The following is a 25,671-nucleotide window of genomic DNA, read 5'->3' on the forward strand; positions in this document are numbered from 1 at the left end:
ATAGGTTGAGGGGAGAATGATTTCAAATGGCAATTCGAAAGATCGAACATATTGGCATCATGGTTAAAGATATCGAGGCTTCAATCACATTTTACACATCTGTACTAGGGCTCACGCATAAGACAACAACCGTACATACAAATGGCATCATTAAACTTGCTTTTTTATCGTTCCCAGGTCATGAGGAAACAGAGATTGAATTAATTCAAGGGTACAATGACAATTTGCCTGCTGAGGGCAAAGTTCATCATCTCGCTTTCACTGTCGATGATATTGAAAGTGAATTGACCCGAATTAGAGAATTGCAGGTTTCACTTCACGATACCGAAATAACTACTTTGCCTAATGGTTCCCGTTATTTCTTTTTCCATGGACCAGATGGTGAGCATCTTGAGCTGTTTCAACCTGAGAAATCTGCTTAAAATAGTATAAATCAAATAGAAGGTGTCTCTCACTTTTCAGAGGCACCTTCTACTTTTGATATGCTTCAGACAATTAAGCGCACTTTTACATTTATTAATGCTAACTTATGGCCAATAATGAAAAATAACTGTATTTATGCGCTTAAAACTTTACATTATCATTCTACTCATTGAATATAAGCGAATATTTACATTTAGAAGAGTTGACATCATCTAGATGTTGGACACTGGTTCTGTTAGTCTAAGGTTGCTTTTTGATGATATTGTTGTATTTCAATTTCCCCTAATTGTTAGAGTTTAACTTTAATTCCGTTATTGTCGATCTTAAATGTACCATCTTGTTTATATAAGCGGAACAATCTGCTTTCCTCATCATAAGAAGCTGCATGTTCCCATGCTTCCTCTAATGTATCTGGCTCTTCCTTCGTAAGTTTGTAAAAAAAGTGCATCATAAACAATGTGATCGCTTCGCCTGAAACGTCGTCGTCTGCAGCAATGTAGGCAAGTGCTCCACCTTTTAGGAAAGCCTGTCCTGCTTCCTCTACTCCACTCGAACATGCTGCACTAAAAATAACTGTACCCGGTAGTGCAATTGCATTAGCGATTGTTAAAGGCATCATTACGCCGTCTTCTAAGCTTGATACATCAATTCCTTCCATATATTCGCCAAATATAATTCCGCCTTCATCTCCATGAGCACTAATAATAAGGAAAGGAGGAGCAGTTTCTGTCTGTCCAATTACTTTAAGAAAATCGTCTGGCGTACCTACTTTATGCAACAGGACCGACATATTTAGCTGTTCTAGTAAATTTCTCATAAATCCAGCTTCCGAGCTATCTGCGACTGCAGCAATTGCTACTGGCAACTTTGGTGCAAGAAACTTCGTATCAATCGGTGACCACATTTTGTATATTCCTCCCATCTTTATTGGATGAAATACGTACAACAAAAGGATGGGTTGCAAGAAAATAACAAACTTTCTAACTGTAATGAAATTTTAATGCAGGAACAACCAATCATGTTGTTGAGAATTTGCTTTTTGGTTAAAAAAAGCAGCACTATCCTAATAGCGGACGTGCTGCTGCTTTATTTTACAAAAGGATTCAATCTATACCTTCGCACCAACTGGATCTAATACTCGCATAAATGGTCGCGGTTTAGGTTTGTTGTTCGTTGGATCAAGAGCATATAACATAATAAGCATCGTATGCTTGTCCTTATTCATTTCACCAGTCGCTAAATAGTGTGCAAGATCAAAAGGTATCTTTTCGAGAACAGCATGTTTATGAAGCTCCCGCTCTCCAAGCGCTAGCGCTACAAACTCGTCTGAAACGGAAGCAGGATTAGCAGCGAGCTCTCGATACCAATCATTCCACTCCGCTTTATCCATCGTATATTCCCACCATGTTTTCCGTGGCTTGTAGTTATGGTTAAGATAATAATCGTATTTCATTAATCCTAACGCTATATCATGATCAAGCTGTTGCTCGCCAGGCTGGAGCGTCTCCAAATATGACCATAATCTTGAAAACAAATCCTCTAATTGATGACCGATCTTCTGCCAGCCTCGTCCTTCCCAATAATCACCGAACAGTTGGAAGAAATCAAAAGGTGATGTGAATACTCGATCAACCAAATAAAGCAGTGTATGGTCCATACGATGATCGTTCCAATATTTCTCAAGTACGTCCTCTACTCGCTTAATGCGTACGATATCGGCAAAAGGCATCAAATCGTTGCCGAGCATCTCATACGGTGCTCGATCCATATAGATGTAGCCCCACTTCTCTGCATCTAATCTAAGACCGGTTCCACGTAGCATTTTAAGGAAACCAAGCTGTAACTCCTCCGGACGCAATTCGAATACATCGTTAAACGTACCTCTAAAAGTATCGTAATTTTCAAGTGGTAATCCTGCAATAAGGTCAAGATGCTGGTCGATTTTTTTCGAATCCCTAACTTTCGTTACAGTACGAACTAGCTTAGACCAGTTTTGACGTCGCTGCACGGCAAGGTTAGTCACATCATTAGTCGATTGCACGCCAATTTCAAAGCGGAATACGCCTGGTGGAGCATGCTCGGCCAAATAATCTAGCACTTCCGGTCGCATAATATCCGCCGTAATTTCAAATTGGAACACACAACCCTGATGATTTTCAATGAGAAACTGAAACATATCTAGTGCATAATCCCTTTTAATATTAAATGTCCGATCTACAAACTTAATCAACTTAGCACCATTATCAATCAAATATAAAATGTCCGATTTCGTTCTTTGAATATCAAAGTATCGTACACCAACTTCGATGCTAGATAAACAGAATTGGCAACTGAATGGACATCCTCTGCTCGTCTCAAAATAAACAACCCTACTTGCAAGTTGAGGGATATCCTCTTTGAATCGATAAGGACTTGGAAGCTCGTTTAAATTAAGTTTCGGGCGTGGCGGGTTAACGAGAACTTCAACATTATCCTCACGTACTTTCCGATACGAAATTCCAAATACCATATGGTATTTGCCGTCGCCTTCAATTTCATTGAGTAGATGATGGAACGTTTCTTCACCTTCTCCAATAACGATGAAGTCAACTTCTTGAACACGTTCCATCCAGTAGTTCGTATCATAGCTGACTTCAGGACCACCTAGAATGATGCGTACTTCCGGCATTATTTTACGAAGCATGTTGATGACAGTAATCGTTTCCTCTATGTTCCAGATATAACACGAAAAACCTACAACATCAGGTTTGCGCGAAAAAATATCTGACACAATGTTCATTGCCGGGTCTTTGATCGTATATTCCGCTATATCAATGTCAAAATGCTCTCCGCTGTATGCCTTTAGGCAGCGAAGTGCAAGTGAGGTATGAATATATTTGGCGTTTAAGGTAGATAACACGACTTTCATGGTTCAGAATACCTCTCTAACTTTGGCGATTAGCCAAATCGATTTCGATTCAATGTCGCAGTTACGACAAGTTGCCTTCTATTGTACAGAAATTCGAAGTAAAAAAGAAGAGGTGTTGCCAGCTGCATGATGCAACTGGCAACACCTCACTTGAGCCTTATACTCTAGTTTGGATATATAACTGATCCTTAAACTGTAAATTGATAACATCGTAGCGAACACGCCATTTGTTGTTTCCAATAGCTTTAACCTCTTCTTGCTTCAAATTACGAGGTTGGAAATCATAATCTCTTTGGAATGAAATGACAACTTGAACTTTATCATCAGGCAACATTGCGTGAAGTTCATGGCTTAAATTAACAGACCAAAGTCTCATCTCAGCTGCGGATGATGAACCGTAATACAAGTAGAAAACGGGATCAATGTTAGCAGTGAAAACGAGCCAACCCTCCGAATCACGTTTAACTTCCCAATCTGTTAAAGTAGCTTCGCCCTCGGTTGTAGGAATAGAAGAAAATTCTTCTGTCATAAGCTTCTGAACATCTTCGTGAGGTACTCCTACAAGAGTAGCCGGCAAACTTGGCGTTAGGAACTTAGGATCTTTTAATTGCTCTTCAGTCATACTTTCAATTAGATCTGCTGCATGACCAGCAGAAACTGCAAAGTTTAAATCTGCTATTGAGTTATCATAACCAGCTGTTGTAATTCCAACTAACTGACCATACTCATTAAACAAAGCTCCACCAGAACTACCATGATCGATTTGAGCATTCGTTTGAATGTAACTAACACCTGCTTCATACGTTAAATTACTAATTAGGCCCGTAGAAACTGTATTTTGTAGCCCTAGCGGACTTCCAATTGCATAAACGCGATCGCCTTTACGCGCTTCATATTTATATCCAACTTCAACTGGCAACAAATCTAGTACTTCCTCAGTACGAATAATTGCAAGATCAGCTTCTTCATCTGTTACAACTACACCTTTGACTTTAATCTCGTCACCATAGATGGAACTAATTGTTGCAGAAGTGCCATCTTCGATGACGTGATGATTCGTTAAGATTAAATCTTCTCCTATAACGACACCACTTCCAGATGCACGATTCGTCATAATCATAACAACACTTTCATCGTAAAGATCTACAATATCCGTTGATGAAAGCTTTTCTAAATTTATCACTTCTTCTTCTGATTCACGTTCTTCTTCATACTCCGTATAGTACCAACTTTTTACTACGATTGAATTGCTAGCTTTATTCCATTCTACCGTTCCTTCTAGTTTTTCGACTATGTATCTAATAGGTACAAATGGAATATCATTTTTTAATGCAGCGGCAGTATCTAATTTTATAGTTTTGCCGTTAACGATTGCTTCTTGTTTACCTACTGCCATTGTAATCGTAATATCGCTATCTCTAATTATTATCGTCCCTGTTTTCTTCTCGAAAACGGATGATACATCTAGCCCATCTAGCAAATCTTTCATTGGTGCCAATGCCACACCATTTACTTTGTAAATCGGTGCTGATAGTTTAACCTTTTGACCGTCGACCAACAAATTAATCGTATCTGACTGTTTTGCTACTGCACCTGAAGCTGCAAATACGCTAACACTACCCAAACTTGATAGGGGAGAAAGCAGTAACCCTACAGCAAGCATTGGAACGACCACAACTTTGTACCATCTACGTTTCATAATCAAATCCTCCATATTCTACCACATTCTCCAAAGAAGGCCGTACCAAATTATCCTATCATTCCTACTCTACCATGTCTATTAAATCGAGCATAATAATAGAACTTTTTTAAATATAGCTAGAATTGCACAAGAAACCCCTGAGCTAAAGCTTCAGGGGCTGTTATTTCTAAATTCAATATTGATTAGTTTTCGTTTCTGCATAATTAAAAGTTAGACTGCTGCAATCACTTAACCATACGTGTGTACTCACTACCACTAACCATTATAGTACCATCTTCTTTATACCCTAGCCGCTCATAAAGTGAAAAGGCCCGATTATTATCACCTTCAACAATTAGCGATAGCTGCGTGCAACCTAAGGATCTGCCTCTCTGCTCAAACGCAGTAATTAGTTCGCTTGCAATCCCTTGTCCACGAAATCTTTCGTCCACTGCAACCGAATCAAGATAATAATCTCCTTGAAGACATTCCATAACGACTTCGTTTGCAGCGTCTTCACCGTGTAATTGCATTAATCTATTTTTGATTGGATTATCGAGCTCCTCGGCCTTATCACCTAAATAGCTAATTAGCATCCCTGCAATTTGGCCGTCCCTTCGGTCGACGATCACATTTCGATAGCTGATACGATTAATTTCTTGATTGTAATACTCTGAAAGCACCTGCCATGTTTCATCGTCATCATTCGTTCCCGACAAGGAATAAGCAATATCCCCAATAGCCGATAAAATTAATGGCATAACTTCATTAACATCATCTTTTCTCGCCATTTCAATCATCCAAGCACCTCATTCTAAGTTGTTATATGGCATCGTTATTACTGTGTTGTATTCTCCTTCTCCGACATTAGAAAAATAGAGCCTTCTTAGCACGCAGTTTATGCAGCCAAAAAAGCTCTATACCTATTTTATTTCTTCGACTGACTATTCAGCCGGAGGAGTAAATGAACGTCCTGCAAATTCTGTATCCAACATGTAGAATGCATTACTGTCCTTGTCGATACGTTTAAGTTTATTAATTACGCTATCGAAGAGAGCTTCTTCTTCCACTTGCTCGTCAATAAACCATTTCAAAAAGTTAATCGTCGCATGTTCACGATCATTCATAGCTAAGTCAGATAAATGATAGAAGCGTTCCGTATTTTGCATTTCGTGTTTGTAGCCTTGTTCGAAAGCATGTAACACCGAGCTATAATCATTATTAGGTTCGCCTAACGCAGCAAGTGTAGCACGACGTCCACGATCATTCAAAAATTTATAAATTTTCATTGCATGGAAACGTTCTTCTTCAGCTTGTACAATAAAGAAGTTTGCAAAACCGTCTAAGCTGTCATCTGAGCAATAAGCAGCCATCGCAAGATACACATGTGCGGAATAAAACTCGAAATTCATTTGATCGTTTAACGCTTTGGCCAATGCATCATTCATAAACGTGCACCTCACTCCTCTTATTTATAGTTATTCTAACATAAAAATAAGAAGCGGCAAATAGCCGCCCCTCCTATATTTCCCAATATGATCATTAACCAATCATTTTTTTCAAACGTTTATATAGTAATTCAGGGGATGACGCACTAATAACTTTCGACTTGACGACTACGAAACATTCCGATTTACACATTTTGCAGCTGCCTAGACAGTCACTTTTTTTACGTTTAATTTCAGGGAATTTTTCCTTCATCGCCTTGTAGAGTGGCTTAGAACCGTTCTTTAAGTTACGCTTGCAATACTTAATTTTTTTCATTGTGCCACCCCGCGCCGTATGAATCTGATAATCAATCTCATTAAGATGATATTCATTATCATTCCTTTTGTCAAGATGAAACTTTTTGTGGTCGTCCTTTGGACGTGAGTCTTAAAGAGCAGCAGAATAAAGTACTTCTTGAAACATTTTTTCTCGCCAACCAATTCTCGTTGCAGCATTTCGTAACGCATCCCTTTTGCTTCTTTCTGTTGTGATTGAAGAAACAGCTGAAATTCCGTTTCGAATACCATACTCTTTCCTCCATTTCAGTTTGATTAAAAATAATTAGCTAATTCAATCTAACCTAGCCAAAAAGGCGTTAAAATAACAAAAAGCACACTCCGCCCCTAGTTAGATAGGGTGAAAGTGTGCTCCACTTTAAACATTTTATCTTTTTTAGATTTGTTTCTCTATTTTTAAAAATACAAATACAACTATTGTAGAGCCAATATGCTCTATCTTCTAGATTCACTTTGTGTAGAGTTGCATAGACATGCTCTCATGCTCTTCCTCTGAGTGTCTTACATACTCTATCATTCACACTCTTCATCTAAAGCTCCAACATAATCATTCTCTAGCACTCTTCTTCCACAAAGCCATTACAATATACCAACTACACTCATCCACAGTGTGAGGAAAAATGCACAGCACAACTGCCTTCTATAACATATCAAACTGTCGCCTTCTGAACCTCTCCATCCACTGCCGAAGCATGTGTTGGAGCTTTGTACTTAAATATAGGGATCATTAATAACATCCCTAGGAACATAGCAACTCCGGCAGCGCTATAGATAGCAACTAACGAGAAGTCGAGTTTTAGTCGACCTGCAACAAGCGTCATTATAACCATCATTCCTGTAAACAATGGAGTAAGAACACCATTCACACGTCCGATAAACTTCTCATCAGTCCATTGCAGAATCAACGTACTTATACCAATTTGAATTAATGGGAATCCGAGTCCGCTGAAAAACTGTAGCCCAAGTGTTAACGGAACACTTGTTGACCATGCAATCCCTACCATTGCTAATGAGCTTACACACATTCCAATAGCCAGCATCTTCTGCGGCGACAACTTTTTCGTGATTGCCATTGCCAATCCACCACCGATTAACATAGCAGCACCATTAATCATCAACATATACTGTAAAAATTCCTTTTCTTGCCCAAGGCGCTCAATAACGATAAATATCCCCAGTGTATGAGCCACTCCAACTGATACTCCTGCTAGTGCAAAAGTACCTCCAAGTGCCTTCAATACAGGACTCCTCCATACATACTGCAAACCTGCTCGAAGTTCAGCCTTAAAATCTTTGCTTTCAGCATCGCCCGTTTGCTCCACTTCTTTATCCTTAGGAATACGGAACAATACGATAGCAGACAATAGAAATGCCACGCCCATAATACCGATAGAAAATTCGATTCCAAATCTTTGATAGCAATAAACACCTAATGCAGGACCAGCTACCATAAATATTGCAACCAATGATTGGAACAAGCCCATTGCTGCTTGCAATTGTTCTGGAGGTACATGTTGTTTGAACAATTTCATCGATGAAGGTTGAGAAAACTGAGAAAGGATCGCAGAAATAAATGTAGCCATATAAATCATATACCATGATCCATAAAGTAACGTAAAGAGAACAACAACGACCGATATTGCTGACAAAATATCACACCATATCATCGTCAGCCTTGGCTTCCATCGATCCGCGAATGTTCCACCTATAAATGAAAATACGAAAATAGGTAAAAACTCTACAAAAACAATTAAACTAACGGCGAAAGAATTATTATTTGTTTGCTCTGTTACATACATCAAGATAGCAAAGTTTCTCACCCATATCCCGATCTGCAATAGAACATTAGAAAGCAGAATCGTTTGCATAAATTTGTTACTAAATAAACTTCCGCGAGGCGTTGCGGAGACGGCTTGCGTCGACATTTCCTCTCACTCCGATCTCTATTATTTATCAAACCCTCTCAGCCTCTAATTGCTGGATCTATCTATTAAGTCGTTAATTGTAACCACTGTCCCCGTTAGGTTGTAGCTTCTTGATCCACTGTTCCCTCATACTTTCAACATCACGTCTATAACGCTTAGCAACATCGCCAAGCTCTTTCCCTTCTTCGTCGAACACATCCTTATAATTATAACGAATTAATCCATCCGTGTTAACTGTTTCCAGTATTTCGAAAGTGAAATTTTCTCCCCCAAACTGCTTCCATTCTTTCTGCATTTCCTTGTTACTATGTGACCCTAGATCCAACATAAACTTTTCTTTATTCCAAAGACCGTCGAGATTAGTTGATCCTCCAATAAACATTCGACCGTTTGTATTATTGGTGATTTGATATACGCCCATCTTACGCTCACGATCCTGATAATCTGCGGTCAATTGCTTACGTTTCGCTTTGTCAGGTCCTTTAGTAGATTTTGTTACAGTAGCCGTCTGTTCTCCTTGAGATTCTTTTTTCTGTTCTTTTTTAGAATCTTGCTTCTGCTCTTTTCCTACCATAATTCCCTCTTCCTTTCCTTTCATCCGAACCCAATATTCCGATCCGTCTTCTTTGCGATCCAAGTATCCATATTCGATTAAATAGCGCCTTAACGTTACGTATTCTTTATTCGAAAAACTTATCAAAATCTCGTTCACTTCAGCTTCGCGATAAATCGTATCGGCATGAAAAAAAGTTGCAATATGACGGAGAATGGCTATTTTCTTTTTCTCTTTACGAGGGAATGACACTAACGGGCCTTTCGGGCCATCGGGAAAATATTTTTTGATCATTTCTCCATACTCATCTGTCGTTATTGCGAAACGTTCATCTACCTGTACCGCTGTCCTGTGTATCGTTACAAATTGAGGTGCATCAGTAACACCTTGCTCCATCAACTCCATAATCGCTAAAAGTAGCTTTGCCTGTTTTCCCTTCTCCTTAAGTACGAAACGATGATTACGAATCGTAGATGCACTACCACTACCTGTGCGTTTTACAATTTCGTTATCGGAAAAGCCTGCGGCAAAATCACGAATCATTTCTTTTTGCAACTCAGTAAGGCCGGTAGCCTTTTTATCTAGTCCTAGCAAATAATCAAGAACAGAACCATGTTTCTCTATGATGTGATGGTGCACATACTTTTTAGCTTCGAAGAAACGTCCTGATTCTGTCGACCTAAATATTTCACCGTTTTCGAATGGTTCTCCACAAATGAGACAGTAATAATGATCATCCTTAACGTCATATACATATCCTTGCTTCATCTCCGTTAAAGCAGCACTCCAGAAACGTTCATCCAATCCATTTCCCATAACATCCACTCCTCTTTCACCAAACGAATAGCTATCATAGATCATCTTATAAAAAATAAACGTAATTCATTTTTGTTTGCTTAATTTATAGACATTATATAATTTAGTTTGTTAATTTGTCAAATAATACATAAAAATAAGCGCAAGACCATTTGGCCCTACGCTTATCGTCTACTTCTCTCTTCGATCCTTAGGTAAAAATACTGCGAGAATGCTAATCAAAGGTAAGTAACTCGCAAGAGTCATTACATAACTCATCCCTTCGGCATCTGCAATATTACCGAATACTACTGCGCCCAGTGCACCCATTCCAAATGACAATCCTGTAATGAGTCCTGAAGCCGTTCCAACTTTGCCTGGCATTAACTCCTGCGCATAAACGACGCTGACCGAAAAGCCTGATTGCAAAATGAATCCCATTACAGCAATCACTGGATAAATCCAGCCTAAAGGAAGATGAGGCAATATAAATGCAAAAGGGGCCGCACCAAGTAAAGAAATTAACATCATATTTTTCCTACCGATACGATCCGCTAATATGCCGCCTGTAAATATGCCAAGTACTCCTGCGAACATGAACAAGAACAAAGGAACTTGCGCTTGCTCCATACTAAGGTGATACGATTAACTGATAAAAACTTGAAATAGCTGCACCGTACCAAGAACGTGCAAATACAACAAGTAACAAAATAGTTAATGCTAGCGCTATAACCTTTCGCCCCAGTGGATTTGCAACGTTTGCAACCACTCCTGATTTTTTCTTGATAGCAGCAATTTCCCCTCGTGCAACTAACTGCGAGGAATACCATGGAACTACTTTGAACAATACTGCTATTGCAAGTGCAGCAAGTAACATTCCCCACACTGCACCCCTTTGACCTAACGGGATGAAAATAAAAATCGTCATTAGTGGTGCCAGTGCCTGCCCGAAATTCCCACCAACTTGATAAATAGATTGTGCAAAACCACGCCGATTCCCTGCTGCCATATAAACGACACGTGAACCTTCCGGATGAAAAACCGCGGAACCAAATCCTACAAACATAACAGCTATTAAAAGAAATATATAATTTGGTGCAAATGCAAGTCCTGCCATTCCGACCATACTGCACAGCATTCCGATAGGAAGCATCCACGGTGTAGGACGTTTATCCGAGAACATTCCTATTACTGGCTGGATAACAGATGAGGTCATATATAAAGTAAAAGTGATCCATCCTACTTGCGCATAGGTAAGATTAAGGGAATCATGAAACACCGGCAATAACGCTGCTACGACCGACTGCATGGAATCATTAAGAAGATGCACAAAGCTTACAGCAAATAAAATAGTATAAACCGTCGCCGTTCTTAGTGCGTTATTTGGTTGACTGATCTCAGAAGCTTTTGATGACACGTATCAGGACCTGCCTTTCTTCTACTAACAGCTAGTCATAATCAATTCAATTAGTTGCTATTACTTGCGAAGCAGATGGTCACTGGAGCGTTAAGTTCCAGCTTGAAGCTTGTTTGTGTAATCGTTCCGAGCTCTATATCCCGGTTAAATACAACGACGTTACCTGTCTTCTGATTAGCAACAAGTAAATAGTTACCGTCAGGAGTAAGTCCAAAATTGCGAGGTTGCTCTCCACCACATTCGATGTGCTGAATCGATGTCAACTCACCAGTTTGCTCATCTATCGCAAATACGGCAATGCTGTTATGCCCTCGGTTTGAGCTATAAAGGAATCTACCATCCGCTGAAATATGGATATCAGCAGAGTCATTGTAACCGGTATATTTAGAAGGTATTGTAGAATATGTAGCCCCTTCAGTTAGTAGGCCCGCATCTCTATCTAGATGAAGCAAAGTCACACTAGATGCTAATTCATTTGTCACATAAGCAACAGGAATAGTGCCATGGAAAGCAATATGCCTTGGCCCTGTTCCACCTTGTAGTTTCGTTATGTGGTGGTTGACCAGAATACCAGCTTCCGTATCATGACGATAAGTAACAACGGCATCCATGCCAAGATCCACAGCAGATATAAATGGTGTTCCAGGTATCGGTACAACACAATGCGCATGCGGAGATCCCTGCCTGTCAGCAACTGGCCCAGGTTCGCTTTCATGTTGCATCAATGATGCAGCTTGTTTAAGCTCTCCGTCATCCGTTAATGGAAGTAACGTAATATTTCCACCTGTATAGTTCGCAGCATAAACGGCAGTTCCGGCTTCATTCACGCTAACGTAGCAAGGATGTTGCCCAATAGTTGTAACGACATTTGTAATCTCCTTCAGGAGACCCGTTTCACCATCGATTGATAAAGCAGCAATTTCTCCCCCTGGCTCACCGCCTGACTCCCCTATTTCTTTTGCAGCATACAGATGTGTACCTTTCGGATGTAGGGCAAGGAAAGATGCATTCTCCGCACCAGAGAAACGTTGAATAATATGTAGCTCTCCTGTTGTTTTGTTCATCCTACATGTATGAATAGTTGCCTCTTGCTTCTCTCCATAAGAACCTATGTAAAAAATCCCGTCGTCCCAGCCATTTGCTATTCCGCTCAAATAATCCCAACCTTTCTACTAGTACTATTAGTAAATTGAACATAGCATAAGCCTGCAAGTCATACAACGAATTTTTAATAAAAGACTTCACACTGGAAACCTAATGTGATACAATGTAAGCGCTAACAATTCAGATTTTCACTTTTCTGAGGAGGACACGGGATGATGAATGTAGCACAACACGAAAGAGATGTTTATACTAACTTTGATTTGGAGTCAGACGTATTGTATTTCCGAATCGGGGGACAAGGGCTCGTCAGCTTTCATGGTAGAAATTATAATCGGAAGAAGAAGTTAAGTGCTGGTGAAATTCAGCAACTTAAGAAGAAGAATACATACTTTCAGATTAGCTCGAACTGCTTTATCAATATTACAAAAATAAAATCAATCGCAAGTAAAACGATCTACTTCGGTTCGGAACATTCTGATGCGAAGCACTTACCAGTCAATCGTCGCAAACGTTCTGTCATTGAACAATTATTTATACAACGAATGAAAAATAATGAAACAAGAATACCAAATTAACGAATAATGGCACCGCTACTCTACCGTTCAGATACGGTGTGTAGCGGTTTTTTATTTGCAAGAGGGAAAAGGCCAACTTAGCGATCTAGTGCTTGTGATAAAATCACAACGGCACCTATCACCAAGAAAGCCCTTCTAACGATTATTTAGTCCTCTTCCTTTTGTTCTGGCGGAAGAATAACGATTTTTCCATCTACCATTTCTAAACGAACTTTATTAGAGTTTTTCAGTCCAATCGTCTCTAAGTAGTTCGTAGGTACTTGCAGTCTTCCTGCTTTGTCTAAGATTGCATATTCAACATGTGAGCCCTCTGCTTCATCCTGCTCGTAATGAGCCAGTTCCTCTGCATAAGAACGTCTTCGTAACATTTCCGAAGAAATTTTTCCATCACGTATAGCCGCTACTCTATCTACTTTTTTCGCAAGTTCTGGATCGTGGGTTACAATAACAATCGTTATTCCAATGTTGCGATTCAGTTCACGAAATAAGTCTAATATTTGATTAGACATTTTGGAATCAACTGATCCGGTAGGCTCATCTGCCAAAAGCAATTTTGGATGGTTAGCTAGTGCGATGGCGATAGCAACACGTTGTTGCTCACCACCTGACAATTGATAGAGCTTATTTTTTGCACGATGACTAAGTCCTACGGCATCTAACAACTCCTTCGCACGCCAACGCTTCCGACTACCTGTCAGTAATATGGGAAGCTCTACATTTTCTTGAGCCGTTAAGTAGGGAATTAAGTTGCGTGCATTGTTTTGCCATACGAATCCGACACTCTTTCGTTTGTAGCGAACCAAATCGCGCTCTTTGAACTTCAACATATCTTTTCCATCCACGATTAACTTCCCGGCTGTTGGTTTGTCGAGCCCACCTAACATATTGAGCAAGGTCGATTTTCCACTGCCACTGTTACCGATAATCGCCATTAATTCACCAGTTTCGATCTGCAAATCGAGCCCTTGTAGAGCGAACACTTCTAGATCTGCGGTTTTGTAAATTTTCACAAGTCCTTCGCAATGAATCATGCTTTAGTCCTCCCCAAGTTTGAGCGCCTGATGGATACGCAGACGAGACAACATGAAGGCTAATATGCCAAGGCCAACCATAAGCATAATACCGACCATCACATATATCTGCATAATATCGCTTGATTCAATTCTGACCATAAACGGTGGAACAAGACTGCTCGGATTAAACGCAATTTGGAAGTTCGGTACAAATAGTAGACTTGCAACATTACCGACAATAATGCCAAACATTACTGCAACCCCTGAGGTTAGCAACTGTTCCAAGGCGAGCATCGTTATTAAGTTTTTCAGGGACAATCCTATTGCTCGCAAAATACCATTTTGTAGCGTTCTTCCTCGCAGAGATAGTACCCAATACAATAAAAACCCTATGAAACTAACGATAATTGATACTACAAACCCTAGTGTAAGCAAACCGTTTATAGCGAGAATATAAGGATCATTTTGTGCTTTAATTAAATCTTCTCGTGTGTTTTTAATTTTTGTTACTGGCAGCTTATTTTCCTGTATAGCTGTATATACGTCTGTTATCGGTGTTTTAGGATCAATTTTCAGCCAAACTTCATACGGCTCAAGTTTAAGCATGGATTGAACTCGACCAAGATGACCAACAACTAACATAGGATTGGTATTTGATCCTAATCCTACTTTTGTGTCTGCGTTTGGTTGAAGATTAGGGTTAAAAGTCGGGAAATAATCGATAATTCCATAAACGATGAATGGCTGTGGAGAAACTCCTTCCCATCCAATATAGATCGTATCTCCTTCTTTGGCATTCTTCTGCTCAGCGAGCGTTTTTGATATAAGAACAGCAGTAGAATCAGTAGCTATTAAATTCAAATAATCATTGATGTGATAATTAAGTAATTTATCGCGAAACCATGCTGTATTCCCGAAATCATCTGTATCAATCCCGATCAAGGTTGCTTGCCCTCCTTGATCGTGTACAACAATGCTCGCTTCCTCTTTCGTAAATACTTTTGCACCGTGTTCCACACCAGGCAACGCTAAAAAGGAGTCGTAGGATGGCTCCAAATAATTAATAGCTTTAGGTACACTTGGAGGTGGAGCTGGTTGTCTACCAATAATTGGTGGGGGAGGGGCATCACTTATCCAACTAACCGTTAGCGCTAAATCCGCTCCATTTTCATATCTAATTTTATCCTTAGTATTTTCATTAATGGTTCTAGCTGCGGATGCACTAAATACACCAGTAGCGATCGTCATAATCAAAAAAATCATTAAAAATTGATACTGGCTACTAGATCTCCCTACTTGAATAAGCGTTGCATATAATGAAGGAGGCCACCACTTACGCCCTATCCAATATATTAATCGTAGAAGCCATGGATAAAAGCGAAGCAATAACAATCCTAGACCCATAATAAACAATGCAGGAACGATGAACTGCAATGGATCAATTTTTAAATCAGTCGTTTCTAACCCTAATTTTTGCAAGTCAGTTAGCCATTTTCGGAATGTAAATAATCCATAGATGGACAAACCAAGTGCAATAACGTCCAAAAACAATTTATGCCAAATCGGAGTCTTAACTAATCTCGCCATCTGTTGCTTATGATCAACGATTGAAACACGTGTTGCGATAACAATAGGTATAAGAACGATAAGTAAACAACATCCGGCTGCAATTAATCCATAGTTATAAGCAGTATCCGTAATTCGTACAGGTAAACTGACTCGTTGTACAAATTCCATAAAACCACTCGATGCCCCTAAAATTCTCGTCAACAATGCGCCCATTATAGGCCCAAGCGCAAAAGCTATCCCACAAAGTAATGCATTTTCAATAAAGTAGGAACAAATAATTTGCCATCTAGCTGCTCCTCTACTTCGAAGAACTGCAATTTCATTTTTTTGCCTACCTGCTATTAAATTAGAAACCATAAACATATAGAAAGCTAACATAATTAATACAGGAACATTTAATGCCCACATTAATGTTTTAAGATTAGCCGCTTTGTTCATGTAGGTCGACATCGTTTCTAATGCGTTTGCTCCTGCTCCAATCTGATATCGCGAAAACTTTCCTCGTAAAAACGATTGTATGGACTCAAAATTGTCAACAAAAGGAACGATATGTCGAAACTCTATTTTCGAATAATCGAGGACAATAAACCAACCAGCACCTGCTATAGGTATTTTCTCTTCCTTAAGCATATGTTTTTTGGCTGTTTCAAACGGCAATATAAAACTTTTATTCAAATCTGCCAAATTACCATATCGGAAAAATGGATCATCATCTGCCGCCTTTTCAATAATCCCTACAGGCTTTAATTTAATTGTTGTGAATACATCGTTATCTTCAACGATGAACACTGTATCCAATACCGTTTTAAAATGATTCAAAGCACTTTGGGTCACTAATACCTCATAGACATTATCAACTGGCTCTGCAGCAGGCATTCGACCATCTTTAAGTTTGATGTGTTTCTCTAGTTTATCTAATGCTTTGATCACAATTTCATGCTTGTTACTTCTTGATATTGGATTCGGATCTCTTTCTAGTTTCATGTCCATCGCAAGTGAGCTAATATCTGTAACCAGTTCGTTTACAGGCAATTGGAATCCAGGAACTCCTTCTGTCTTGATCATGTTGTCAATACTATTAAAATGGCTATTAATTTGTTTGTGTGTATTAGGTCGAAGATATACGTTGTAATAAGAAGCTCCTGGATGGTTTCCTTTATCCGTTTGTAATTGTTCCAATTCTTTTTTCAACATACGTGATAAAATGGCCTCAGAATATATCGGCATGCTGCTTACAAGCGCTACAGTGATTAAGATGCCGATGAACATGCTGAAAACCAGCCATTTGTTCTGCAACATCTTACGCACAATCATTACAAATAAAGCCATGCAACAAACCTCCCATGTCCAAAGGCATTACAAATGAACAGACCCTTTATCCTTACAACATTTATTGCAGAACGATCAATTGACCTTCTACTACTCCATTTGTAATCTCGACTGTCGTTGCACCCTCAATGCCTGTTTCCACATCAACTTCTCTTATCTTGTTTTCTTCTTCCAATATTCGAACAAATTTACGATTTAAATAGTTTCGCAGTCCGCTTTTTGGAATAACAAGTACATCTTTTCGCTCTTGAAGCGAAATAAAGACATCTGCACGGCTGCCAATCGTTATTCCTTCTGGAAGCTCTGCCACTTCAACAAATATATTATTAGCATATCGTTTCTTTAAAATTTCGTTATCCGTTTCTGGTGCTGTCATTGGCGTCTGTGTAATTTTCCCTTGTAACTCTGTCACGCCGTTCACCTTTACTAATGCATCAGTCCCTACACCAATGTTATACCCACTATCACCAACTGCCTTATTAAAAATATCATCGTCTCCAGACAAGATTTGAAATGAAAATCTTAATTTAGTAGGATCCGCTATCGTTACCATCGTTTCAAGAGCTTTGACTGGATCACCAGGCTTCACATCACCGACGAATGTGACAAGACCATCTATACCAGCTCGTAATTGACTACTATTGAATGCTTCCAATGTACGTTCATATTTCATTTGATCAACTTCATATTGCAGCTCTAATACTTCAAGAGCCTCGGCATTTTCTGCAAGTTTTGCCGCTTTAATCGCTTGACCAGATTTAACCATATTTAGCTCAAGTACCTTTAAATCGATATCTAAATTTCCAACATTCAATTGGACAAGGAGGTCACCCTTTTTCACAAAATTACCAGATCTTACGAATATCTCTTGAATTTTACTTCCTTCAGCCTTAAAATGAATTTCCTCTGAATGATAAGATTCTAAAGTTCCATTTCCAACTATTTGATGTGCTATCGTATCTTTTTTTACCGGTATTGTACGATAATTGTCTTGTTGAGGTTTAATAAGAGGAGGTTTTAATGGCTCTTCTTCAACTGGAAGAAGCGTGCAGCCTGATAAAGCAATTGAGGTAATCATAATTAGGAGTAAAATAACTTTATATTTAGGTCGGAACAACAATTTGCCCATCCTCCAATTCATACACATGATCTACAATTTCCATAATGGCTGGGTCGTGAGTTGTCATGATAATGCTCATGCCAGAAGTTTCTACTAAATTTCGAAACGCTTTCATTATTTGAAACCCGGTTTTTGTGTCAAGCTCCGCAGTCGGTTCATCAGCCAAAAGTAGACTTGGCTTATGGGCAATTGCCCTAGCAATTGCGGTCCTCTGCTGCTCGCCACCTGACATTTCAAACGGGCGATGATTCATCCGCGGTTTTAAACCAACTTGCTCCAGTGCCCAAATCGCTGCATCTTTTCGCTCTTTTGCAGGAAATCCGGATACTCGTAGTACAAATTCAACATTTTCGTATGCTGACATAAGAGGAAGGAGGGCAAAAGATTGGAATATTAATCCCATTCTTGTGCGTCGCACATTATCACGATCCTTGCTTGACATTGAAGATAGATCTCGGCCCTCGAACATAATACGTCCTTCATTCGGTCGATCAAGTGCGCTCAATAAATTGATTAGTGTAGTCTTTCCTGAGCCTGATCTACCTTTGAACGCAATTAGCGATCCAGACGGAATAGCTATATCAACACCCTTCAATACGTGAACAGCGCCCGAACCCTTGCCGAAGGTTCGTTGCAAATTAGTTGCGACAATGATATCTGATGACGCTGATTGCATTGAAATCCCCTCCTTTTCTTATCTAAATTTTATACTATCTTTTACCATATTAACGCGATATCTCCATTTTAACAAGGGTCGATTCTAGCCATTTTATTGTATTAAACTATAGAAAAAAGACCCTCTTTTTATAAAAAGGGTCTAAAAAGTATCATTTAATTTGCAATAAATATAACATTCATGTATAACTATCATTTTTTCGTAATAACTATAAATTAGCCATTTCCATTTTATCTGAATAAACGCCTCAGGTCTTTGTTGAAACAGGAAATTGTCGTTCGTGAAGCTTGAAATATCTCCCTTTTCTTTCTAATAATGACCTATGCTTGCCGTTCTCTACGATTTGACCATTTTCCAAAACGTAAATGTGATCCGCTTGTTGAATAGTTGATAAACGATGGGCTATAACAAGGCAAGTGCGACCTTTCAGCAATTTCGTTAATGCCCCTTGAATGAGTTGCTCCGATTCTGTATCGAGCGAAGCAGTAGCTTCATCTAATATTATGATGCTTGGATTTTTGAGTATTGCACGAGCAATGGAGATACGTTGCTTCTGACCGCCTGATAATTTAATACCTCTTTCTCCGATCTGCGTCTTAAAACCGTCCTTAAAACCCTCTATAAAATCAAGCGCATTAGCAGCTTGTGCCGCAGAGACAATTTCCGCTTCTGTTGCTTCTTGATAACCATATCGAATGTTCTCCTCAATAGAACCATTAAATAAGACGATATCTTGTGAAACGATTCCGACCTGACTTCTTAAAGAATCCAACATCACATCTCTTACATCGAAACCATCCACTGTAATACTACCTTTTTGTACATCATAGAACCTAGTAATGAGATGTGCAATTGTTGTTTTTCCTGAACCAGATGAACCAACAAGTGCCGTTATTTCTCCAGCTTTAAGCTCTAGATCAAAGTTCCTTAATATATCTACATCCTCAGTTCCTGGATATGAAAATGTAACATCACGGAATTGAATATGTCCTTTCGTTGGTGGAAGGGAAACAGCACGTTCATGATCAACTATCGTTGCCTTCGTATTCATAACTTCTAAGATACGTTCGTATGCGGCTGCTGCCTGTTGAATGGTATTCAATATTCGACTGAAGTGACGAACTGGATTTTGCAAAAGACGTAGATAAGCAATAAAAGCTACTATTGTCCCTACGGTCATAAGATCTTTCATCGCAAGCCACGCACCGAATACGAGAACGATTGCGAGCCCTACAAAATTGATAAAATCAATGATTGGCTCATAAGCAGCACGTAGCTTTACGACTTGTACATTTGCTTCCATGTTACGCTCAGTTTTCTTAGAAAAGCGTTCTGCTTCATATTCCTCCGCAGTAAATGATTTAATAAGTCGAATACCTGTCAACGAGTTTTGAAGATGATCACTTACGTCAGCCAATGATTCCTGAACCTTTCGAAAAGAAGTACGAATTTTCTTCCCAAAAACTCTAGTCGTTACGATCATAAATGGGAATGTAGCAAGTAGCAACACTGTCAGCTTCCAGTCGATCCACAGCATATAGATTGCAATTGCAGTAAAAGTAAAGAAGTCTGTAAACAACTGAATCATGCTAGAAGAAATTAGTTGTTGCAGGACACTGACATCACTTGTCACCCTAGACATCAAATCGCCTGTTCTTGTACGATCATAATAAGCAACATCCAACCGTTGTAAATGACGGTAAAGATCGTTGCGAAGTTTAAAAAGCACCTTCTGCCCGATACCAGCCATCACAGACGTGCTTAAATAACGCAATATGCCAAGCGCGATTGCCGCACCGATCACGCTCGCGCCAATTAAGAAAAGCTTATTAAAAAGACGATTTTCAATTACTGTATCAATCGTATATTTAGTCAACTGCGGGATGACAAACTCCAGTAACGAAATGAATATAATGCAACTTAGGGCAACTGCTATTAACCGCCATTCCGTCCTCGCATGTTGAATAACAAGGCGAAACATATCAAGGATGCTAGCTGGCTTCACCTTCTCCCCAGTTCCGAACCTACGTCCACCTGTCCCTCGGGAATAACCTGAACCCCGATAGCCTCTTTCATTCATCGTGTTAAACTCCTCCGTTACTTTCTCTGAATAGTCTTTTTTGCTCTACCCGTATATGAATACAAAAACGGTGAATGTCATAGAGACAAACACCGCCTACACTATTTCATTTATATATCAATCTGAAGGAAAAAGATAACTGCTGTAACGGTAACAACACTTATTAATGTCGATACAAAAACAGCCTGTGAAGCAAACTCTTTTTCATTATCGAACTCTACTGCAAGCAGTACGCTACTAAGTGAAGTCGGTACAGCCGAAGAAACGATAAGCGCAGCAGCAGTGAGCTTATCTAACCCCATCAGCCAAACGATGAGCAATGCGAGTGCTGGACCTGCAATTAAGCGTAGCACACCAGAAAGACTTACATCAATAAGCAAGGAACGATTGATCCGCCATTCCATACTACCGAGCTGAACACCTAATGTGATGAGTGCAGTTCCTATAAATGCGCTAGACAAATAGTTAATTGGCGTTTCAATTGGCTGAGGGATCGGCACATCGAACCCTCTAAGTAGAAATGCAAGCGGGATAATGTAGATGACTGGCATTGAAAGAATCGTCAGCCACATTTGCCGTTTGTCCGCCTTGTGCGCATTTACACTATATACGCCATATGTGTTTGGCAAAAACGATTGCGTAATCATAATGAGCACTTGAATTGCAAGTGTTTCCTTATTGCCTGCGAACGCAAGCTGGTTAAGCGGTATCCCATAGTTTGCACTATTGTAAAACAATACACTATTCCGCATAGCACTTTTCATACTTGGGCTATAACCTCTAGTACGAATAACCGCTTCTACTAAAATGTACTGGCCTACCATAAATATGACGAAAAACAACATTACTTTAACGATTAGGTTTCCCGAAATCGCGGTATTATAAATTAAATCGAACATGATAGCTGGGCTAAATAAATAAAAATTCAACTTTGACAACGTCTTAATATCTAGTGAAAACGCCTTGTGCAAAATAATTCCGATCGCGGCCATTATAGCCATTGGTAGCACGTTCGTAACTAAGATATGAAGAAATATACTCATGGCTGCATCTGCTTCTTTCCGTTAGAACTTGCGCTTAGGCACGCTAGTTTTTATTCTAACCCTGTACAGCCAACTCGTAAAGAACATAATATGGAAAATTTTGCAACCAATCAACCCGCTTCAATCTTTTCGTGATGACCTTGCGAATGTCTATAAAGCTCATCGTAGTAACCGCCTAATTTCAAAAGACTGGCATGAGTGCCCTCTTCTACAATTCGTCCTTTGCTCATAACGAGAATACGGTCTGCGCCCATAATCGTAGATAATCGGTGAGCGATTACGATCGTAGTACGATTTTGTGATACGAGAGTAAGAGCGTTCTGAATCAATTGCTCCGTATGAGAGTCAAGATGAGCGCTTGCTTCATCAAGAATCAATACTTTCGGCTTAAACACAATAATTCTGGCAAAAGAGATCATCTGTCGCTCACCAGCTGACAAGCCGCTTCCCCGTTCGGACAACTCCGTATCATATCGATGGCGCAACTTTTGAATAATAGCGTCTGCCCCGACAAATTCGCATGCTGCAATGACTTCCTCACGACTAATCGTTTCGTCGAACATACGAACATTATCAATAATACTTCCGGAATACAAATATGGCTCCTGCTGAACAAGGCCAACGATCCGATGTAATACAGCTTGCGGAATATCGCGAACATCGGTTCCGTCAATCCATATACTGCCTTCTTTCACATCATAAAATCGGCATAATAAACTAATCAACGAACTTTTACCGGCACCGGTTGTGCCTACTACACCAATTAATTCGCCAGGACGTATATGTAAATCTAGATCACTAATGATTGGAATACCTTCCTCGTAATTAAAAGAGATTTCGTTAAAATCAAGTTTTCCTTTCACTTTCTCTATCCTTAAGTCCCCACTTTTCTCCTCCTGATCCTTAATATCCGGCTTGCTGTCAAACACAGTCCATATACGAGATATAGCTACAGTCGCTGATTGCAACGTATTCCATTGCTGTGTAATCGTATTGATCGGTTGGAAAAACTGCCTTATATACGTGATGAAAGCATAAAGCACACCAAACTCCAAGTTTTTACCTAATACAGCGTACCCTCCAACCCATGTAACAAAAGCAATGGATAAATTGCTGAGTACATCAAATGTCCGCCCAAACACAACATTCGTCTTTATTTCGCGAATATTTGCTTTGAAATACGAACTGTTCCGTTCGTTAAATTGTTTCTGTTGCTCCTTCTGCTGATGAAATACTTGGACAAGGTTCATCCCCGACAAATTTTCCGCTACAAAAGCTACCATTCGAGATAATCTTGTTCTAGCGAGTTGGTAAGTCGTTCTCATAAAAGAGCGAAAGCTGATCGCAATAAGCGAAATAATCGGCAATAAAATTAAGCAATACAAGGCAAGCGTCGTATCAAGCTGGAACATCATAACGATAATGAAGATAAGTGTAAGACCATCACGGAATAAGCTAAGCAACACTTGGTTAAAAAATTGATTCAGCGCCTCGGTATCGCTAGAGATATGCGTAATCAAACTACCACTCGACATCCGATCAAAATATCGCATCGATTGCTTCATAATATGACTAAACATTTGTTTACGGATGGAAGCTACAATGTTTTGTCCGATATGTTGCAATAAATTGCTCTGCAAATACGTAAACAAGAAGCTCGATAATGATAATGCTAGATAAACGGCACATATGAGAAGTAAACTTCCATAATCATTTTTGCCTGCGAGTAAATTGTCATCAATCGCTACTTTCATTAAATAAGGCTGAAGCAGCTCAGATAAAATAGCGATAAGTGTACAGAGAAATACACCAATAAAACCTAATCTATGAAGTTTGATATGTCCTGATAAAGCTCGAAATGCCGAGATATAGGGTGGCTTCTGCTCTGATTGGTTTAAGTCAGCCTTTTGATCTGCTTGCCAATTATGAATCGCTTGTGCCGGTCGCATACTGATTCCCCTCCTCTTGTATGGCGTGAAGCTCAGCATATAACCCCTGTTCCTTGATTAATTCGGAGTGGGTCCCGCGCTGTACAATCACACCGTCATCAAGAACGATAATTTCATCAGCATGTTTAATTGCACTTATTCGATGCGCAATAATGATTGTTGTTTTCCCGCTCCGTTCTCTCTGGATCGATTCAATAATATCGTTTTCCGTTACGGCATCTACCGCACTTACGCTATCATCAAGAATCATAATCGGAGCCTCTTTGATCAAACCACGCGCAAGACTCGTTCGTTGACGTTGACCACCAGACAATGTTAAACCTCGTTCTCCAAGTCTCGTTTCAAAGTTACTTGGCAGATCGACGATATTATTGTAAATTTGTGCATTGCGTGCTGCGGTCTCAACATTTGAAAAGTCAGTGTCTCGTTTAAAGAATGCAATATTTTCCCTGATGGTGGTGCTGAACAAGAAGCCATCTTGGGGGACGTAGGCTATGCCGCCGCGCAAGCTTTCAAGTGTAAGTTCCCGAACATCCATCCCCCCGTACCATATTGAGTTTGGCGGTGGATCATACGTACGAAGCAACAACTTCATCAAAGTTGTCTTCCCGCTCCCTGTTCGACCAATAATGCCGAACGTCTGGCCTTGGTTTATAACTAAATTAATATTTTTGAGTACATGATGTGAGGACTTACTGTAAGCGAAGGAGAGATTGTTAATCCGTATACTTGCTGTAGTTAGATCAATTGATTTTGCGTTTTCTAATTCGATGATGTCCGACTTCTGTGATAGTAACTCATTAAGTCTATGCAATGAAGCTTTGGAACGCTGAATTGTATTAATGACATTTCCAATTTGCTGTAAAGGGTTCATTAACATACGAACGTAGAGTGTCAGAGCAACAAAATTACCAATCGTTATTTGTTTCATAATCGTCAAGTAACCGCCGAATGCTAAGGCGATAATTAATGCAATCGTACCTAAAAAAGGAATTAGCGCTTGAAAAAAAGATGAGACTCGTACTAGTCTAATTTGGTTGTCACGAATTTTTTCTACCGTATGACCAAACCTGCGCTCCATAATTTGTTCCACTGCAAACTTCTTTGTAACTCTAATTCCTCCGAATTGCTCCTCAGCCGTTTCCGTCATTTTACCTAATGCTTCTTGGACTTCAAGCGATCTTTTTCTAATGATAGGACCTAAGTAGACGACGATAAGTGGAATTAACAGAAGCGGGAACACAGAAGCCGCAATCAAATAATAAGGAATCCCACCCACGATCATCATCGTAATTGCTGCAATTAGAAGCATGGTGGCATTAGCTGTTGAGTTAAATCCCATAGAAATTGATTCTCGTACGGAAGTTACATCATTCATAAAATAGTTCAGCAGCTTGCCGACCCCATTTTTCGAATAAAACTTCTCACTCATCCTTGTAAAATGACGAAACAAATCGCCTCTGACGAGATATTCAAACTTTCTTCCGACAAACATGACGAGATACATAGCTGTGCCGTTAAATAGTACATGCCCAACTCCAATAAGAAGAAGCAATAAGCTGTAATCGACTATTAAATCTTTTGTCAGATCTCCTAAGTGTAGCTTATCTGTAAATTGACCGAGCACTTTCGGGTAAAAAACGTTTATTAAATTAGAAACGAGATGGCAAAGCAATGAACACATATATATAAACCACGTTTTTCGAAAAAAGTCGGCTAAAATGCGT

Annotated in this window: 19 protein-coding genes and 1 pseudogene; 2 read left to right on the forward strand and 18 right to left on the reverse strand. The window is 39.5% G+C overall.

Annotation, left to right across the window (positions count from 1 at the left end):
- Positions 1 to 26 precede the first annotated feature (26 nt).
- A complete protein-coding gene (locus I6N90_RS06110; RefSeq protein ID WP_197934570.1) occupies positions 27 to 422 on the forward strand; it encodes a VOC family protein in 396 nt (131 codons plus the stop codon).
- Positions 423 to 712: 290 nt separating this feature from the next.
- On the opposite strand, the gene I6N90_RS06115 is transcribed toward I6N90_RS06110, so the two are convergent.
- The 10 genes and pseudogenes from I6N90_RS06115 to I6N90_RS06160 form a co-directional block, all read right to left on the reverse strand.
- Positions 713 to 1,327 (reverse strand): hypothetical protein, encoded by a 615-nt coding sequence (locus I6N90_RS06115; RefSeq protein ID WP_197934571.1) that lies wholly within the window; start codon positions 1,325 to 1,327, stop codon positions 713 to 715.
- 204 nt (positions 1,328 to 1,531) lie between these two features.
- On the reverse strand, positions 1,532 to 3,331 hold the full coding sequence (locus tag I6N90_RS06120; RefSeq protein ID WP_197934572.1) for a B12-binding domain-containing radical SAM protein: 1,800 nt from the start codon (positions 3,329 to 3,331) through the stop codon (positions 1,532 to 1,534).
- Between the two features lie 157 nt (positions 3,332 to 3,488).
- On the reverse strand, positions 3,489 to 5,030 hold the full coding sequence (locus I6N90_RS06125) for a trypsin-like peptidase domain-containing protein (protein ID WP_197934573.1): 1,542 nt from the start codon (positions 5,028 to 5,030) through the stop codon (positions 3,489 to 3,491).
- A 227-nt stretch (positions 5,031 to 5,257) separates the two neighbouring features.
- Positions 5,258 to 5,812, reverse strand: a complete 555-nt coding sequence (locus tag I6N90_RS06130; RefSeq protein WP_197934574.1) for a GNAT family N-acetyltransferase — start codon at positions 5,810 to 5,812, stop codon at positions 5,258 to 5,260.
- Between the two features lie 144 nt (positions 5,813 to 5,956).
- Positions 5,957 to 6,460, reverse strand: coding sequence for a ferritin (locus I6N90_RS06135; protein WP_197934575.1), 504 nt, complete (start codon positions 6,458 to 6,460; stop codon positions 5,957 to 5,959).
- A gap of 94 nt (positions 6,461 to 6,554) precedes the next feature.
- A complete protein-coding gene (locus tag I6N90_RS06140; protein WP_197934576.1) occupies positions 6,555 to 6,776 on the reverse strand; it encodes a DUF1450 domain-containing protein in 222 nt (73 codons plus the stop codon).
- 670 nt (positions 6,777 to 7,446) lie between these two features.
- The gene (locus I6N90_RS06145) at positions 7,447 to 8,721 is read right to left on the reverse strand and encodes an MFS transporter (RefSeq protein ID WP_197934577.1); all 1,275 of its coding nucleotides are present in this window, start codon (positions 8,719 to 8,721) and stop codon (positions 7,447 to 7,449) included.
- Between the two features lie 73 nt (positions 8,722 to 8,794).
- Positions 8,795 to 10,090, reverse strand: a complete 1,296-nt coding sequence (locus tag I6N90_RS06150) for a DUF2087 domain-containing protein (protein WP_197934578.1) — start codon at positions 10,088 to 10,090, stop codon at positions 8,795 to 8,797.
- A 171-nt stretch (positions 10,091 to 10,261) separates the two neighbouring features.
- A pseudogene (locus I6N90_RS06155) lies at positions 10,262 to 11,486 on the reverse strand (MFS transporter).
- 50 nt (positions 11,487 to 11,536) lie between these two features.
- Positions 11,537 to 12,640, reverse strand: coding sequence for a lactonase family protein (locus I6N90_RS06160; protein ID WP_197934579.1), 1,104 nt, complete (start codon positions 12,638 to 12,640; stop codon positions 11,537 to 11,539).
- A gap of 162 nt (positions 12,641 to 12,802) precedes the next feature.
- Here I6N90_RS06160 and I6N90_RS06165 point away from each other — a divergent pair, with 162 nt between their 5' ends.
- Positions 12,803 to 13,165, forward strand: coding sequence for a LytTR family transcriptional regulator DNA-binding domain-containing protein (locus I6N90_RS06165; RefSeq protein ID WP_197934580.1), 363 nt, complete (start codon positions 12,803 to 12,805; stop codon positions 13,163 to 13,165).
- A gap of 146 nt (positions 13,166 to 13,311) precedes the next feature.
- On the opposite strand, the gene I6N90_RS06170 is transcribed toward I6N90_RS06165, so the two are convergent.
- From I6N90_RS06170 to I6N90_RS06205, 8 genes are all read right to left on the reverse strand, one after another.
- Positions 13,312 to 14,196 carry an ABC transporter ATP-binding protein gene (locus I6N90_RS06170; RefSeq protein WP_197934581.1) on the reverse strand — a complete coding sequence of 295 codons (885 nt, stop codon included), beginning with the start codon at positions 14,194 to 14,196 and terminating at the stop codon, positions 13,312 to 13,314.
- 3 nt (positions 14,197 to 14,199) lie between these two features.
- A complete protein-coding gene (locus I6N90_RS06175; protein WP_197934582.1) occupies positions 14,200 to 17,076 on the reverse strand; it encodes an ABC transporter permease in 2,877 nt (958 codons plus the stop codon).
- A 61-nt stretch (positions 17,077 to 17,137) separates the two neighbouring features.
- On the reverse strand, positions 17,138 to 18,196 hold the full coding sequence (locus I6N90_RS06180) for an efflux RND transporter periplasmic adaptor subunit (protein ID WP_197934583.1): 1,059 nt from the start codon (positions 18,194 to 18,196) through the stop codon (positions 17,138 to 17,140).
- On the reverse strand, positions 18,180 to 18,872 hold the full coding sequence (locus I6N90_RS06185; RefSeq protein ID WP_197934584.1) for an ABC transporter ATP-binding protein: 693 nt from the start codon (positions 18,870 to 18,872) through the stop codon (positions 18,180 to 18,182). The genes I6N90_RS06180 and I6N90_RS06185 overlap by 17 nt, the downstream gene beginning before the upstream one ends.
- A 247-nt stretch (positions 18,873 to 19,119) precedes the next feature.
- Positions 19,120 to 20,952: an ABC transporter ATP-binding protein gene (locus I6N90_RS06190; protein WP_197934585.1), complete on the reverse strand. Its 1,833-nt coding sequence runs from the start codon at positions 20,950 to 20,952 to the stop codon at positions 19,120 to 19,122.
- A 110-nt stretch (positions 20,953 to 21,062) separates the two neighbouring features.
- Positions 21,063 to 21,995, reverse strand: a complete 933-nt coding sequence (locus I6N90_RS06195; protein WP_197934586.1) for an AEC family transporter — start codon at positions 21,993 to 21,995, stop codon at positions 21,063 to 21,065.
- A gap of 110 nt (positions 21,996 to 22,105) precedes the next feature.
- Complete coding sequence (locus tag I6N90_RS06200) at positions 22,106 to 23,944, reverse strand: ABC transporter ATP-binding protein (protein WP_197934587.1); 1,839 nt, start codon at positions 23,942 to 23,944, stop codon at positions 22,106 to 22,108.
- The gene (locus I6N90_RS06205) at positions 23,919 to 25,628 is read right to left on the reverse strand and encodes an ABC transporter ATP-binding protein (protein WP_442950943.1); all 1,710 of its coding nucleotides are present in this window, start codon (positions 25,626 to 25,628) and stop codon (positions 23,919 to 23,921) included. Before I6N90_RS06205 ends, I6N90_RS06200 begins: the two co-directional genes overlap by 26 nt.
- Positions 25,629 to 25,671: the final 43 nt, after the last annotated feature.

Source organism: Paenibacillus sp. GSMTC-2017, from assembly GCF_016019935.1.
In the GTDB taxonomy this organism is placed as follows: domain Bacteria; phylum Bacillota; class Bacilli; order Paenibacillales; family Paenibacillaceae; genus Pristimantibacillus.